The organism is Sphingomonas sp. 7/4-4, from assembly GCF_027941955.1.
Classification (GTDB): domain Bacteria; phylum Pseudomonadota; class Alphaproteobacteria; order Sphingomonadales; family Sphingomonadaceae; genus Sphingomonas.
Genome location: NZ_CP115960.1, coordinates 1,762,573 through 1,776,607, shown reverse-complemented (window position 1 = coordinate 1,776,607; position 14,035 = coordinate 1,762,573). Strand labels below are relative to the sequence as shown.

At 69.2% G+C, this 14,035-nt stretch carries 18 protein-coding genes and 1 pseudogene; 10 read left to right on the top strand and 9 right to left on the bottom strand.

All coding sequences use genetic code 11. The features are described 5' to 3' along the window. Positions 1-91: 91 nt before the first annotated feature. From PIB19_RS08935 to PIB19_RS08925, 3 genes are read left to right on the top strand one after another with little or no spacing between them, the layout of a single operon-like run. Positions 92-502 (top strand): hypothetical protein, encoded by a 411-nt coding sequence (locus tag PIB19_RS08935; RefSeq protein WP_271240947.1) that lies wholly within the window; start codon positions 92-94, stop codon positions 500-502. Continuing rightward, positions 499-957 (top strand): GspMb/PilO family protein, encoded by a 459-nt coding sequence (locus tag PIB19_RS08930; RefSeq protein WP_271240517.1) that lies wholly within the window; start codon positions 499-501, stop codon positions 955-957. Before PIB19_RS08935 ends, PIB19_RS08930 begins: the two co-directional genes overlap by 4 nt. Beyond that, positions 954-1,373: a hypothetical protein gene (locus tag PIB19_RS08925; RefSeq protein ID WP_271240516.1), complete on the top strand. Its 420-nt coding sequence runs from the start codon at positions 954-956 to the stop codon at positions 1,371-1,373. The genes PIB19_RS08930 and PIB19_RS08925 overlap by 4 nt, the downstream gene beginning before the upstream one ends. Positions 1,374-1,418: 45 nt before the next feature. Here the strand turns inward: PIB19_RS08925 and gspD are convergent, their stop codons facing one another. The 7 genes and pseudogenes from gspD to gspG form a co-directional block, all read right to left on the bottom strand. After that, positions 1,419-3,218 (bottom strand): type II secretion system secretin GspD, encoded by a 1,800-nt coding sequence (gene gspD / locus PIB19_RS08920; protein WP_271240515.1) that lies wholly within the window; start codon positions 3,216-3,218, stop codon positions 1,419-1,421. Positions 3,219-3,280: 62 nt separating this feature from the next. After that, positions 3,281-3,367: pseudogene (locus PIB19_RS22990) on the bottom strand (hypothetical protein); the annotation flags it as partial. Positions 3,368-3,518: 151 nt separating this feature from the next. Next, on the bottom strand, positions 3,519-4,307 hold the full coding sequence (locus tag PIB19_RS08915; protein WP_271240514.1) for a type II secretion system protein N: 789 nt from the start codon (positions 4,305-4,307) through the stop codon (positions 3,519-3,521). After that, positions 4,304-4,450, bottom strand: a complete 147-nt coding sequence (locus tag PIB19_RS08910) for a type II secretion system protein (protein ID WP_271240513.1) — start codon at positions 4,448-4,450, stop codon at positions 4,304-4,306. Before PIB19_RS08910 ends, PIB19_RS08915 begins: the two co-directional genes overlap by 4 nt. A 2-nt stretch (positions 4,451-4,452) precedes the next feature. Then, positions 4,453-4,707: a type II secretion system minor pseudopilin GspI gene (gene gspI, locus PIB19_RS08905; RefSeq protein ID WP_271240512.1), complete on the bottom strand. Its 255-nt coding sequence runs from the start codon at positions 4,705-4,707 to the stop codon at positions 4,453-4,455. A 95-nt stretch (positions 4,708-4,802) separates the two neighbouring features. Next, a complete protein-coding gene (locus PIB19_RS08900) occupies positions 4,803-5,228 on the bottom strand; it encodes a type II secretion system protein GspH (protein ID WP_271240511.1) in 426 nt (141 codons plus the stop codon). A 55-nt stretch (positions 5,229-5,283) separates the two neighbouring features. Next, positions 5,284-5,754, bottom strand: coding sequence for a type II secretion system major pseudopilin GspG (gene gspG / locus PIB19_RS08895; protein ID WP_271240510.1), 471 nt, complete (start codon positions 5,752-5,754; stop codon positions 5,284-5,286). Between the two features lie 162 nt (positions 5,755-5,916). Between gspG and gspL the strand changes: the two genes are divergently transcribed. The 4 genes from gspL to PIB19_RS08875 all read left to right on the top strand — a co-directional run bounded on the left by gspL (position 5,917) and on the right by PIB19_RS08875 (position 10,206). Beyond that, positions 5,917-6,909, top strand: a complete 993-nt coding sequence (gene gspL / locus PIB19_RS08890) for a type II secretion system protein GspL (protein WP_443018718.1) — start codon at positions 5,917-5,919, stop codon at positions 6,907-6,909. Further along, positions 6,906-7,403, top strand: coding sequence for a type II secretion system protein M (locus PIB19_RS08885; RefSeq protein WP_271240508.1), 498 nt, complete (start codon positions 6,906-6,908; stop codon positions 7,401-7,403). Before gspL ends, PIB19_RS08885 begins: the two co-directional genes overlap by 4 nt. Next, a complete protein-coding gene (gene gspE, locus PIB19_RS08880) occupies positions 7,400-8,875 on the top strand; it encodes a type II secretion system ATPase GspE (protein ID WP_271240507.1) in 1,476 nt (491 codons plus the stop codon). Before PIB19_RS08885 ends, gspE begins: the two co-directional genes overlap by 4 nt. Positions 8,876-8,979: 104 nt before the next feature. Then, positions 8,980-10,206 (top strand): type II secretion system F family protein, encoded by a 1,227-nt coding sequence (locus PIB19_RS08875; protein WP_271240506.1) that lies wholly within the window; start codon positions 8,980-8,982, stop codon positions 10,204-10,206. Positions 10,207-10,366: 160 nt separating this feature from the next. Here the strand turns inward: PIB19_RS08875 and PIB19_RS08870 are convergent, their stop codons facing one another. After that, complete coding sequence (locus PIB19_RS08870) at positions 10,367-11,059, bottom strand: hypothetical protein (RefSeq protein WP_271240505.1); 693 nt, start codon at positions 11,057-11,059, stop codon at positions 10,367-10,369. A gap of 187 nt (positions 11,060-11,246) precedes the next feature. On the opposite strand from PIB19_RS08870, the gene PIB19_RS08865 reads away from it, so the two are divergent. The 3 genes from PIB19_RS08865 to PIB19_RS08855 are packed head-to-tail and all read left to right on the top strand — an operon-like array spanning position 11,247 to position 13,627. Continuing rightward, on the top strand, positions 11,247-12,125 hold the full coding sequence (locus tag PIB19_RS08865) for an ABC transporter substrate-binding protein (RefSeq protein WP_271240504.1): 879 nt from the start codon (positions 11,247-11,249) through the stop codon (positions 12,123-12,125). A gap of 60 nt (positions 12,126-12,185) precedes the next feature. Then, on the top strand, positions 12,186-12,758 hold the full coding sequence (locus PIB19_RS08860; RefSeq protein ID WP_271240503.1) for a type II secretion system protein GspJ: 573 nt from the start codon (positions 12,186-12,188) through the stop codon (positions 12,756-12,758). Continuing rightward, the gene (locus PIB19_RS08855) at positions 12,755-13,627 is read left to right on the top strand and encodes a general secretion pathway protein GspK (protein WP_271240502.1); all 873 of its coding nucleotides are present in this window, start codon (positions 12,755-12,757) and stop codon (positions 13,625-13,627) included. The genes PIB19_RS08860 and PIB19_RS08855 overlap by 4 nt, the downstream gene beginning before the upstream one ends. Here PIB19_RS08855 and PIB19_RS08850 read toward each other — a convergent pair. After that, positions 13,624-14,019 carry an ATP-binding protein gene (locus PIB19_RS08850; RefSeq protein ID WP_271240501.1) on the bottom strand — a complete coding sequence of 132 codons (396 nt, stop codon included), beginning with the start codon at positions 14,017-14,019 and terminating at the stop codon, positions 13,624-13,626. The two genes, PIB19_RS08855 and PIB19_RS08850, sit on opposite strands and share 4 nt — an antisense overlap. Between the last annotated feature and the right edge of the window lie 16 nt (positions 14,020-14,035).

Here is a 14,035-nt window from a genome sequence, read left to right as displayed (position 1 = left end):
ACGTCGACAAACCCCGCAGCTGAGCCTCGTCCAGCGCCTGCTGGCGGGATCCGCCTCGGAGCATGGCAAATGGCCCGAGGGCAGGGTGGCCATGATCGTTGCGCTGCTGATCGCCGCCGGACCGCTGCTGACGATCGGCGGCGCACACATTCTGTCCGAACGGCATCGCGTGGCGACTGCGCGGATCGAGGCCGAAGTAGCGCCACGGATCGCCTCCACCGCGGCGGCGGCCGAGGCGCGGGCGCAAATGGGTGCGGTGCTCAAGCGCCGGACCTTGGGTGCCACCATCGAAACGCTCGCGCGCGCGCTCCCCGCTGATGCGACCCTGGCGCGCGTCGAACGCAACGCGCAGGGCAGGCTCGCGCTCGAGGTCGCCACGCCCGACCCCGACAAACTGCGCGCCGCGCTGCGCCGCGTGCCGGCGCTTGCCCGGTTGCGCGACACCGGCCAGCGGCAAGCCGATGCCGCGATGATCGTGCTGCTCGAAGGCACGACGGAGTGAGACTGCCTCCGCTCCTGTTGGGCATCGGCGCCGGTCTGATCGGGTTGCTCGCGCTGTGGCCGCTTACCAGCGCCGCTCTGGGCGACCTCGCCGCGGCGCGGGCGAAGCAGGCCCGGCTGGTGCAGGCCGCGGCGCTACCCGAGCGCCAGGCTCCGATCCTCGCAAAAGGCGCCGCGCTCGGTGCCGCGGATGCCGCGGCCGGGCGGGCGGCGATGATGGCGCGCGTCCAGCGGCTGGCGAAGACCGGCGGCGTGCTCGTCGAGGAGACCAGCGCAGCAGATGCGCCCGAGGGGCTGGTGGCGCTGCGAGTGCGGGCATCGGGGGCGGAGAAGGCAGTCCTCGCGCTTGCCGACGCGTTCGAGCGCGAGCGGCCGTTGATGCGCTTCCGCAGCTGGACGCTCGAGCCGATTGCGGGTGGCGTGCGGCTCACCGCCGAAGCGGTGGCGGTGCGATGAGCGCGCGCCGCGACAGGATCGCCGTCGGGATCGCGGGCGGGTTCGCGGTGCTGATGCCACTGCTGTTGCTGATGGGCGGGACGGGATCGTCCCCGTCGCCCAAAGCGCCCCAACCGATGACCCCTTTGGTGGAGAATCCGACACCCCCGCTCGCCGCGACGTTCGAGCGCCCGTTGTTCGGCGCGCCTGCGCAGGCCGAGGATGCGGCGCTGCCCGGTGATGCGCCGGCGCTGGTCGGCATCGTCGGGCGCCTCGGCGCGGATGCGGTGGCGCTGGTGCGCACTGCCGACGGCACGACGCGCGCGCTGCAAGTGGGAGAAAGCGTCGACGGCTGGCAGCTCGCCAGCCTCGCGATCGACGCCGCCTTCTTCACGCGCGGCGCACAGCGCGTCCGCGTGCCTTTGCCCGCGGGCTAGACCCTCTCTTACTCCCTCCCTTGGAGGGAGGGGAATGGCTAGACCTCAGTAAATCCCGTCGATCTCGACCGTCAGCCGCGGGGTCGGCGGGGCGAGCAACAGGCTGGAGCGCCGCGTGCTGGCGATCTCTTCCGAACGGAGCCGTGCATATTTGTCCTTCGCCGCCGCGGCTGCATCCGCCGGATCGCGCAGGATCGTCGGCTTGAGGAAAATGAACAGGGTGCGCTTCTGCCGGCTCTCGCGACGGCTCTTGAACAGCTCGCCGACGATCGGGATGTCGCCGAGGATCGGCACCTGCTGGCGCAGATCCTGCCGGTCGTCGGTGATCAGCCCGCCGAGCACGATCGTCTGGCCGTTGTCGGCGAGCACCGTGGTGTTGATCGCGCGGCGATTGGTGACGAGGTCGGATGCCGCCTGGGTCTGCGCTTCGGCGATCGACGATGCCTCCTGGTTGACTTGCAGCCGGATCGTGTCGCCCGCGTTGATCCGCGGCAGCACGCGCAGGGTGATGCCCACGTCCTTGCGCTCGATCGTCGTATAGGGCGCGACCGAAGTCGAATCGGTCAGCACCGAACCGGTGACGAAGGGCACATTCTGGCCCGAGACGAACTCGCCGGCGACATTGTCGAGCACCGTGATCTGCGGCGTCGAAAGCAGATTGGCGCGCGTCGACGTGCCCAGCGCCTGGACGAGGATCGAGAAATCGTCGCCGATGCGGATATTGCCGGTCAGCCCGTTGCTGATCAGCGCCCCTGCGGGAACGTTGAGCGCCTTGAGGATCGAGCCGAGCGACGTGCCGGCCTGATCGAACGAAGTGCCCACGCCCTGCGGCTGGAGCGCCGCGCCGCTGGTGCCCAGCTGGACGCCGAGCGCCTCGGCGTCGTCGCCGGTGATCTCGGCGATCGCCGCCTCGATCAGCACCTGCGGGCGCCGCACGTCGAGATCGGTGATCAGCTGCTCGATCGATGCGATCGCGCTCGGGGTGCCGCGGACCACCACGGCGTTGAGCTCGGGCGCGGGCTGGACGGTCAGATCGGGCGTGGAAAAGCCCCGTGGCGTCTCCGCGGGCTTGTTCTCCATCACCGGCTGCGTGGCCGCGTTCGCCGCCTGCATCGCATTGCCCAGTCCGCCGCCGGTCGAGGCCGCGCTGTTGGAAAGCGCGGAGATGTTCGGCGATCCGCTCAGCCGCGCGAAGGGATTGCTGTTGGAGCCTGACAGGCTGCGCGCGACCGGATTGTCGGCGCTCTCGCCCTGGCCGAGCACGCCGCGCAGCACTTCGGTCACGGTCTCGGCATCGGCATAATTGAGGCGGAACATGCGCGTGATCGGCGTCGCGCCGCCCGGCTGATCGAGCGAGGCTGCGATGCGGCGCGCCTCGGCGACTGCGGCGGGCGTGCCGCGGATGATCACCGTGTTGCTGCGGCCATCGGCGGCGACGCGCGCGCCGGTGCCGCCCTGCTGATCGCCCAGCACGGTCTGGAGCGACTGGGCGACGTCGGCGGCATTGCCATTGCGCAGCGTGATCGTCGCGAAGGTCGCGCCGCTGCCGCCGTCCAGCTGGTGGGCGATCGCCTCGACGCGGCGGACATTGTCGGCATAATCGGTGATGACGATCGCGTTGGGGCTGGTCAGCGGCTCGACGCTGCCGAAGGTCGCGACCAGCGGACGGACGACGCGCGCGACATCGGCGGAAGGGACATTGGCGAGGCGGACCATCCGGGTGACGAGTTCCTGTCCGCCCGCCGCGCGGCTTGGCACGCCGCCGTCGCGCACCGCATTCGCCGCGGGGACGATCCGCCACGCCCGGCCCGAACGCACTGCCGAGAAGCCATTGGCGCGCAGCACCGACTGAAACAGTTCCCAAACGCCCGAGGGGAGAGCGGCGTCGCGGAGGTGACCGTGACCACGCCCTTCACCGACGGATCGAGGATCAGCGTGCGGCCGGTGATGCGCGAGATCTGATCGGCGACGTCGGCGATCTCGACTCCGCGCATGTTGATCACGATGTCGCCCGGCTGGTCCTGCTCGACGGCATTCTGCGCGACGGCGACGCTGTCCAGCGCGATGCCGGCGAGCGCGAGAGCGGCGAGGGTGGAGCGAGATCTTGTGCACTGGGGTCTCTTTATCGGAGCGGCACGGTAAGCGTCAGTCGCTTCCCGTCGCGGAGGATCTGAATCTGGGCGGTGCCGCTTGCCTGGGCGGAAGCGAAAGCTGCATTGGCGGCATTGGGATCGCCGAGCGACGTGCCGTTGACCGACTGGATGACGTCGCCCGCGACCATGCCCGGCGGGCCGTTGTCGCCGATGCGATAGCCGCCATTGACCGGGCTCGCGTCGAAACGCTGGAGCAATCCGGCCGCTGCCGCGGCGGGGGAGCGGCCGGCGGCGGCGGCGTGCCCGAGCCGGGGGCGATTGCCGGCGCGCCGGGCTGGGGCGTCTGCGTTGCCGCATTCTGCGCCGCTTGGCGCTGTTCGGGCGAGAGCGTCGGATCGGGAAAGGCAAGAAATTCGGTGCGCCCGCCGATCGCGAGAATCACGCGGTCGCGCAGGATCGACTGGATGGTCGCGCCGCTCACCCCTTCGCCGACATGGAAAGGCGCCGCCGCCTGCCCGCCGACCGCGATGAACGCAGTCGAGAGTTCGGCGGGAATCGCGGCGATCACGCCCTTGAGTTCGAGCGGCAGGCTGGTCGCCTGCGAGGCATCGGCCCCGGCGACCTTGCCGAAGGGCGCGAGTGCGATCGCGGGCGCGATGTCCGGTGCCACGGCCGGCCCGCTGCGGCCCGAAGGCGCGGTGATCGCGCCGGTGCCGGCGTGTCCCGCCAGTCGCCACGTCAGCCCGGCAAGCGCGAACGCCACCGAGATCACGACGAGCCCGGTGAGAATATCGAGCGCAGTGCGTGCCTGGCGCGGCGTGAGGGAGAGCGAAGGCGTCATCCCCTCCGTCCGTCCACGAAGCCGTCGAGCGATGCAAGGGGGACCGTCTCCCGCGCCGGGAATACGTCGATCCGCACGCGCTGGATTTCGGGATCGTCGGTGCCGCTGCGCGCGACTGCGACGCGCCATATCTGGCCAAGCATTTCTACCTGCTCGCCATTGGCGGCGGGCGCTTTGCCTCCAGTTCGGCGAGCCGGTTCTCGGCAACCCACATCGCCGCGGTGCGCCGTTCGAGGCCGCGCGTGGAATCGATGTGTGATTCGACGGTGCGCATCAGGCCGACGGCGGCAATGGCGAGCACTGCGAGTGCGACAAGTGCTTCGATGAGGGAAAAGCCGGCCTCCGTGCCCACTTCGTCACCCCGGACTTGTTCCGGGGTCCACCGGGCGGCCAGCGACAAGGGCGCGGTTCCAGCAGGAGTCTCACAGCCAGCATGAACAGGCGCGGTGGATGCCGGAACAAGTCCGGCATGACGAGAAATAGGCGTGTCGCGCATCATGCCTTCGGCGCCGGTGCCGGCGCTGCGCGCGCGGTCAGGCCGTCATAGGTTACCAGCCAGCGCTGCGATCCGCTCTCGACCGTCGCGGAAAGCGGCCGCCCCGCGCCGTCGACGCCGAGGATCACCGGCGGCCGCACGTTGAGCGTCATCACCATCCCGCCGGGCAGCCGATGGAAGCCCAGCGCGTCGTCGGTACGCGCGATCATCTGCCCGTTGGCACCGATCGCCGCGAAGCCATAGCCGTGCTTCTCGACCGTGAAGGCCATCATCCGATCGCCGAGCATCGCATCGTCGGCGGCAGCCTGCAGCCGTGTCGCGAGGCGGCGCGCCTCGGTCTCGACGCTCGGCGCGCGCGTCACGCTGCCGATGCCGAGCGTCACTGCGCCCGCCATCACTGCGATGATGACGAGCACGATCATCATTTCGAGCAGAGTGAAGCCCGCGTCGCGATCGACCTGCAGCTCCCCCGCACGCGCGTCAGCCCTTGCCGTCGATATCGGCGTCCACGCCTTCGCCGCCCGGCTTGCCGTCGCGCCCGAACGAGCGAATCGTGAAGCTCATCCCGTCGGATTGATATTCATAAGGCTTCTGCCACGCGTCGAGCGGCGGCGCAGAAAGATAGCCGCCCTGCGCCCAGCTGCCGGGCACCGGCGCGGCGGTCGGCCTCTCGACCAGTGCCTTCAGCCCCTGTTCGGTGGTCGGGTAGGTACCGTTGTCGAGACGATACATCTTCAGCGCCGCGTTGATGCTGGTGACGTTCGATTTAGTGGTCGTCGCCCGAGCCTCGTCGGGGCGGCCCATCACGTTGACGGTGACCAGGCCGGCGATCACTGCGATGATCACCAGCACGATCATCATCTCGAGCAGGGTGAAGCCGGACTCTCCGTTCGGAGTTGTGCGGCGCTTGCTGTTCTGCCTAAGCAGTGCGATGTCACTAAACTGTTTCAAAACTATGCGCATCCCCGCCCCATGCGTCCTTCCCATGAAGCAAATGTGACAGCCTCCCGTCGTGCCATAGGAGCGCCCGACGCGTCGGAACCGCTCGCCGCGGGTGTCTGGACGCTGGCGGGCGGTCGGCTGATCATAGCGGAGGTGGGAGGCCCTGCAACCATGCTCGTTCCAACCGAACAGGTGCGCCTCCTCGCCGTCGACCTGCCGCTCGCGAGCCGCACCAAGCGTCTGGAAGCATTGCCTTTTGCGATCGAGGACCAGATCGCCGAGCCGATCGAGAGCGTGCATCTCGCGCTGGGCGCCGAGATCGCGCCGAAGCGCTATCTGGTGGGCGTGGTGCGGCACGAGGTGATGGCGAGCTGGGTCGAGGCCGCCACAGAGGCGGGGTTGGGCCACGCCGCGATGGTGCCCGACGCGCTTGCGCTGCCGCGCCCGCCGGAAGGCGAATGGGCTGTCGATCTGGCTGCCGAGCGCGCCGTGGTGCGTGCCGGCGACGGAACCGGCTTCGCGGTTCCTCCGACGATGCTTCAGGCGGCATGGCAGGCGGCCGGACGCCCTGCGGTTTCGTCCTATGGCTTGCCGCTTCCCGTCGAGATGATGGCGGGCGGATCGACGTTGGCGCCCGGGGCGCTTTCCGAACGGCTGCTCGCCCCTGCACTCGATCTGCGACAAGGCCCCTATGCCCGTCGCCGCAGGGCCTTGCCCAATGTCTGGCGCCGGCTCGGCTGGATCGTCGCTTTGGGCGCGGCGGCGCATGTCGTGATCGCGACGGCCGATACCGTGATGCTGCGGAAGATCGCCGATCGCCGCGAAGCCGATACGCGCGCGCTCGCCGCGATCGCCGCGCCGGGCGCCAATCTCGGCGGTGATCTCGCCGCGAGCGTCGCCGATCTATTGCCCGCCGGCAGCAGCGGGCCGCCGGACGTTTTCCTGCCGCTGCTGACGCGGGTTTCGGGTGCACTGGGTCCGCTCTCGGGCGTGATCAACGTCCGCGCGATCAATTATCAGGCCAATGCCCTGACGCTCGATCTCGATGGGACGGAGCCCGGGCTGGCAGGTCGCGTCGACGCCGCGCTCCGCGCCGCGCGGGTGCGGGGAACCGTGACTCGCTCGCCTGACGGCAGCATTCGCATTACGGCGAGCAACGCATGAGAATCATCGTCACTCGCGTGCCCGCGCTCGACGCGGCCCTGATCCGCTTCGACAATTGGTGGAGCGGCCTCAGCCGGCGGGAGCGGATCCTCGTCATCGCGGCGAGCGTGCTCCTTTCCCCGGCAATATTGGTCTATGGCGTGGTGAAACCGCTGCAATCGGCGCGCGCCGATGCGCTGGCGGACATCCGCACCTACGAAACCCTCTCCGCCCGCATCCGCGCCGCGGGAACCCTCAGCACGGTCCGGCCAGCCCGTCGCCAGGGCCCACCCGCCCAGGTGGCGACCGGTTCGGCAACCGCTTTCGGCCTGACAGTCACCCCCGAGGTGATACCCGGCGGCATCCGCGTGGCAATCCCCGACGCCAATTATGATTCGGTCATGGCCTGGCTGGCAGATTTGAGCGGTTCCAGCGACTTACGCGTGAAGCGCCTCTCGATCCAGCGCCGCCCCGCTGCGGGTCGCGTCTCGGTGAACGTGGATTTCGGGGGATGAACCTCGTCGACGACATACCTGCGACCCTGCCGTACAGCTTCGCGCGCAAGAACGGTGTGTTGCTTCGCGCGGGCGCTGCCGGCGTGGAATGCGTCCACCGCGCGAGCACCGGCCTCGATGCGCTGCTCGAGGTCCAGCGCATCGCGCCGGGCGCGCGCTTTGTCGCGGTGAGCGACGAGGCCTTCGATGCGGCGCTCAGCACTGCCTATAGCGGCGGGGCAGGGGCTGCCGCCGATTTCGATATTGGCGACATGGACCTGGCCGCGCTCGCCGACAGCGCCGCCTCGGTCGACGATCTGCTCGACACGCGCGACGACGCCCCGGTGATCCGGCTGATCAATGCGCTGCTGCTCGAAGCGGTCAAGGAAGGCGCGTCGGACGTCCATATCGAGACGCAGGAGAAGCGCCTCGTCGTGCGCTTCCGGGTCGACGGCGTGCTCCGCGACATGATCGAGCCGCCGCGCGCGCTGGCGCCGCTTCTCGTCAGCCGCATCAAGGTGATGGCCAAGCTCGACATCGCCGAGCGGCGCGTGCCGCAGGACGGGCGCGTAACGCTCCGCATCGGCGGGCACGATGTCGACGCGCGCGTCTCGACGATCCCGACCCAGCATGGCGAGCGGGTGGTGATGCGCCTGCTCGAAAAGGGTTCGCTGCGGCTGGACATGGAAGTGCTCGGCATGAGCCGGCGCGACCGCGACGTGTTCAACCGGCTGCTCGAGCGCCCGCACGGCATGCTGCTCGTCACCGGCCCCACCGGCTCGGGCAAGACGACGACGCTCTATGCCGCGCTCAACCGGTTGAACGACCGCAAGCGCAACATCATGACGGTGGAAGATCCCATCGAATATGAGCTGCCGGGGATCGGCCAGACCCAGGTCAATACGCGCACCGACCTGACCTTCGCGCGGGGCCTGCGCGCGATCCTGCGGCAGGACCCGGACGTGATCATGGTCGGCGAGATCCGCGATCAGGAGACGGCGCAGGTCGCAGTGCGATCGTCGATGACCGGGCATTTCGTGCTCTCGACCCTGCACACCAACAGCGCGATCGGATCGGTGACGCGGCTGATCGACATGGGCGTCGAACGCTATCTGCTCGCGCCGATGCTGGTCGGGCTGGCGGCGCAGCGGCTGGTGCGGAAGCTCTGCCCGGTCTGCCGGCGCGAGGATGTCGCAGGCGACGCCGATTCGATCCTGCTCGGCGGCGCGATCCGGCCGGGCGAGAAGCTGTGGCGGGCTGTGGGCTGCGCCGAGTGCCACAACGAAGGCTATCGCGGTCGCGCCGGATTGTACGAAGTCGTGGCGGTCGACGACCGGCTCCAGAAGATGATCCATGACGGCGCATCGGAAGCCGATCTCGAGGCGCATGCGCGGAAGGACAATCCGAGCTTGCTGGACGATGGGCTGGCGAAGGCGCGCGGCGGTGTGACCACGGTAGAGGAAGTCGCCCGCGTGGTGAGGGACGAGGCGTGAAGGGTAGTTCCGTCACCCCGGCGAAAGCCGGGGCCCAGAGTGGCGAAAGACTCGGCGTGCGGCTCTGGATCCCGGCTTTCGCCGGGATGACGAAGGGGCGTAGTATGCCCGCATATTCCTATCGCGCCGCCGATCGCACCGGTGCCAGTCGCAAGGGCGTCATCGAGGCGTCGTCGCCTGCCGCCGCCCGCGCGCTGCTGCGCGAGCAGGCGCTGCTGCCCCTATCGGTGGAGGCGGCCGCCGAGCGGGGCCGGTCGTTCGGCAGCATCGAGCTGCCCAGGCTGCGCCGTTCGGGCATCTCGTCCAAGGCGCTCGCCACCGTCACGCGCCAGATCGCGACGCTCGCCGGATCGGACATCGCGATCGAAGAAGCGCTCCGCCTCGTCGCAACCCAGTCCGAGCAGACGCAGGTCAGCTCGCTGTTGCTCGACGTGCGCGGCGCGATCCTCGACGGACGCAGCTTCGCCACCGCGCTCGCGCAGCATCCCAAGACCTTTCCCGAATTCTATCGCGCCTCGGTCGCCGCCGGCGAGGCATCGGGCCGGTTGCCCGACGTGCTCAACCACTTGGCCGAATTCGTCGAGAACCGGCAGGCCAATAGCCAGAAGCTCCAGCTGGCGCTGCTCTATCCCGCACTGCTCGCCGCCGTGTCCTTCGGGATGATGGTGCTGCTGATGGTCTATGTCGTGCCCGATATCGTCCGCGTGTTCGTCTCGCGCGGCGCCGATCTGCCGTTGCTCACGCGGATGATGATCGCGATCAGTTGGTTCCTGCAGAATTTCGGACTGTACCTGCTTCTGGCGATCGCCGTCGCGGCGCTGTTCGCGGTGCGCTGGATGCGGGTTCCCGCGAACCGGCTGCGCCTCCACCGCATGTTCACCGAACGCCGTCCGTTCCGCCGCTTCAGCCGCCAGATCAATGCCGCGCGCTTCGCCGGCAGCCTCGCGACCCTGGTGGGAAGCGCGGTGCCTTTGGTCGAGGCGCTCCACGCCGCCGCCGCGGTGACGCCCAACCGCTGGGTGCAGGAAAAGGCGCTCGGCGTCGCCCAGCGCGTCCGCGAGGGCATTTCGCTGCGTGCCGCGATGCAGGAGGCCGGCGTGTTTCCGTCGATGCTGGTGGCGATCGTCGCAAGCGGCGAATCGAGCGGCCGGCTCGCCCCCGCGCTCGGCCGCGCCGCGCACGAGCTCGAGCGCGAGCTCGACGCCCTGGTCTCGACGCTCGTCGCGCTGGTCGAGCCGCTGGTGCTGCTGGTGATGGGCGGGCTGGTGCTGCTGATGGTGCTGGCGATCCTGCTGCCGATCATCAACCTCAACAATCTGGTGACGCTGTAGCGACTCCCTCCCTGTAAGGGAGGGGTAGGGGTGGGTGCGACCCCGGCGAAGGCCGGGGAGCCCGGCGATGCGACTGGAGATAAAGAAATGGCCGGGCATCGAGCCCGGCTATTTCTTACCCACCCCTAGCCCCTCCCTTACAGGGAGGGAACACGGCGTGTTACATCTGCCCCTGGATCCGTGCGCCCGCCGGCAGCCCGAGGAACGGCATTATCGTCGCGCCGTCGGGGGTAACTGACAAATCGACCGTCCCGTCTTCTCCCAGCTCGAACGTCACCAGCGTCCTGCGACGCTGCGCCATGGGAGCGATGCGGATCAGCGAGCGATTGCCGATATGCTCGGCGGTGAGGATCAATGCGGGGACCGCAGAGGCCGCGCCGGCGTTCTTGGGGCGGCAGCTGCCGGGATCGCTCGTCGCGGTGCCGCTGATCATCCGGGCGCCGCCGCCGATCGCGATGCGCTCCATCTCGACTTGCAGGGTCAGGTCGCAGGTAAAGGGCAAATTGGGCTGGAGCGCCTGCAGCAAGGTGCCATCGGCTGCGCCGCTGACCTTGTCGAGCACCATACGTCCGCCGAAATGCGCGAGCACGCGCCCGCCGAGATCGGTGTTCGGTCCGGTCGCTTTCCAGTCCGCGGCATAAGCTAGGCTGGTCAGTGACCGGAGCGGCGCCATGTGCCACTCGAACTTCGCGCCGCCGGCGACGCCGACTTCGCCATTCCATACCGTACCCGCCACGCCGGTGCGCCACGGCCGGTTCTTGATCACTGCGCTGGCGGGCAGGGTGACGATCAAGGCGAGCAGATAGGCCCCTATGCCGAGCGCGGCGAAGACGATAATAGGCCGGCGTGCCACACCCCCATATCCGGAGTCGGCAATGGACCGGCGGTCCCTGCTGAGGTTGCTGCAATCAGGCCTGGTCGCGTCAGCGGCATCGGTCGTGCTTCCCTCGCATGCTCTCGCAACAGCCGAGAAAAAGGACAAGCGCCCCGTCGCCCTGCTGGTGCCGCTCACCGGACCGCGAGCGCGGCTGGGCCTTAGCATGCGCCAAGCGGCCTTGCTCGCGGAAAACAGCCAATATGTCCTGACCTTCGACACCGGCGGCACCGCCGCGGGGGCAGCCGCCGCGGTGGGACAGGCACTGCGCCAGAAGCCTGCTTTGATCCTGGGCCCGCTCTCCGCCGAGGAAGTTCCGGCAGTGAGCAGCAGCGTGGCGGGCCGCGTGCCGATCATCGCGTTCAGCAACGATGCGGTGCTGCGCGCGCCCGGAACATATATTTTCGGGATCACCGCACGGCAATTGACCAGCGCGATCCTGCGCTATGCCCGCTCGCGCGGAATCAAGAATGTGGCGGTGATCGACGACGGCACGCCGTGGAGCGCCGCGGCTTCGCTGGCCGCGGGACAGATGGAAGGCGAACTCGGGCTTCGCCTGCGCGTGCTCGAAGTGAAGGCGGGGCAGCCGCTGCCGGCGGCGGGGGACGCGCCTGATGCGGTGTTGCTGCCCGGAAGCGGCCCGGCAGTGCTCGCGGCCGCGCGCGGGCTAAAGGATACGGGCATCCAGCTGCTCGGCACGCTGCAGGGGATCGACAACCGGCCCGAAGCGCTGGAGGCGCTCGACGGCGCATGGATCGCCAGCCCCGATCCGGCGGCGTTCGGCACCTTCGCGAGCGAGTTCGCGGCGCGCAACGGCGGCGATGCGGGGACAATTACGGCGCTCGCTTATGACGCGGCGGGGATCGCCAACGCGCTGCGCAACGCCAATACGCTGAACGCCGCTGGCCTGCTCGACAGCAAGGGCTTCCGCTGCGTGACGGGGCCGGTGCGCTTCCGCACCGATGGATCGGTGGCACGCGACTTCGCGATCCTCGTGGCCCGGCCGCGCGGCTATGAACCGGTGGCGGTGAGCTCGGGGTCGTGAACTCCCTTCGCGGGATGCTGCACCGGTCCGCTTCCCACCCGGCCTCCCAGCGGCAGGATCATGGGGGAGGCCGGGTGGGGAGCGGGCCGGTGCCGACCTTCTGACAAAGACTCCGGCTTCACGCTGATCGAGCTGATGATCTCGCTGGGGCTGTTCGCGCTGATCGCAGTCGCCGGGCTGGCGCTGGTCGAAGGCATCATCAACGTGCAGGGGCGTACCGAGAAGCGGTTCGATCGGCTCGCCGACCTTCAGCGGACGATGTTCGTCGTCTCCAGCGATGTCGAGCAAATCGCGGACGGCCCGATCTCCGGAGGCGGCGCCAACCTCTCCTTCACGCGCTCCGCACCGGGCATGGGCGGCGCCGCGGTGCCGCTGCGCTACGGCGTTGTCGGCGGCGCGCTGGTCCGCAGCGTCGGTCCCGCGCCGCAGCTCGTGCTCGCCGGTGTGGCGAATGCGCGCTGGCGCTTCTGGGACGGAGGCTGGGTCGATCGCTGGCCGGTCAACGACGAAAGCAAGGATCGCTGGCCGCGCGCGGTGGCTTTGGAGATGCAGGTGGCCGGCCCAGGAGGCGCGCCCGGATCGCTGCGCCGCGTGGTGGCGCTGCCGGTGCGACCCGAAGTGCCGAAGCAATGAGGTCGCGCGAAAACGAAGAGGGGATGATCCTCGTCAACGTGCTGATGTTCGTCGCGATCGCGGCGGGCCTCGTGCTGTTGATGATCAACCGTGAGGAGCTCGCGCTCGACCGGGGCCTGCGCACCCGGGAGGCGGCACGCGCGCTGGCCATCGTACGCGGCGGCGAGCTCTCGGCAGTGGTGGCATTGCGCCGCGACGCCGAGCAGGCACCGGAGGTCGATCATGTCGGCGAGCCCTGGGCCAAGCTCTCGGAGAGCGGCGCGCCGATCGAGGGCGGCACCTTCGATCTCGCGATCGCCGATGCCGAGGGACGCTTCAACATCAATTCGGTGCGCACCGGCGAAGTCGCCTCGACGATCCTGTTCCAGACGATCGGCAACGAAGTGGGCCTGAAGCCCGAGCAGGTCGTCGCCGCGGTCGAATATGTCCGTTTGCGCGGGCCGGTTACCGATCTCCGGCCGCTGCGGCTGGCCGGGATCGAGCCCAAGGTCGCGGATCGGCTGGAGAAGCTTGTGACTGCGCTGCCGGGGGCCACCACGCTCAATCTCAACGCCGCCGATCAGGAGATGCTCGCCTTGCTGTTCCGCGATCCGCTGATCGCGCAGCGGCTGGTTGCAGTGCGGGATCGGCAGGGCTTCCTCACCGCCAAGGACCTGGCCGACCAGAATGTCTCGCTGCCGTGGGGCACTTCGTTCCGCTCGAACACCTTCTGGGTGCGCACCCGCGCGACGATCGGAGGAACGAGCCAGCAGGCGGCGACCCTGATCCAGCGGCGGCGGTCCCCGGACGGCGCGGTCGAAGTCGTGCCCGTCGAGCGCTGGCGCAACGCCGCGGTGCCGCCGGGCGCGCCGCCGCTGGCGAAAGGCTAAAGCACGATCCGGAACAGTGCGCCGCCGCCGGTGGCGTCGGTGACATCGATTGCGCCGCCATGCGCGATCACGATCTGGCGGGCGAGGTTGAGGCCCACGCCGGTGCCCGCGGCGCGCGTGGTGAAGAAGGGCAGGAACACATCCTGCCGCAGGCTCTCGGGAACGCCGGGGCCGTTGTCCTCGACTTCGATCACCGTCGCCATGCCGTCGCCCGACAGGCGCAGCGCGAGCCGAGGCTGATCGGTCGCATGCATCGCCTGTGCGGCGTTCTGCATCAGGTTGATCACCACCTGCGCGAGCAGATCGGGATCGGCGTCGAGCGCGAGATCGCCGGGAGCGACGGTGACCGAAAGCGGTACCTCGATCGCCTTCGCCGTAAAGATCTCGCCCAAGCTCTTCAGCCCAGGG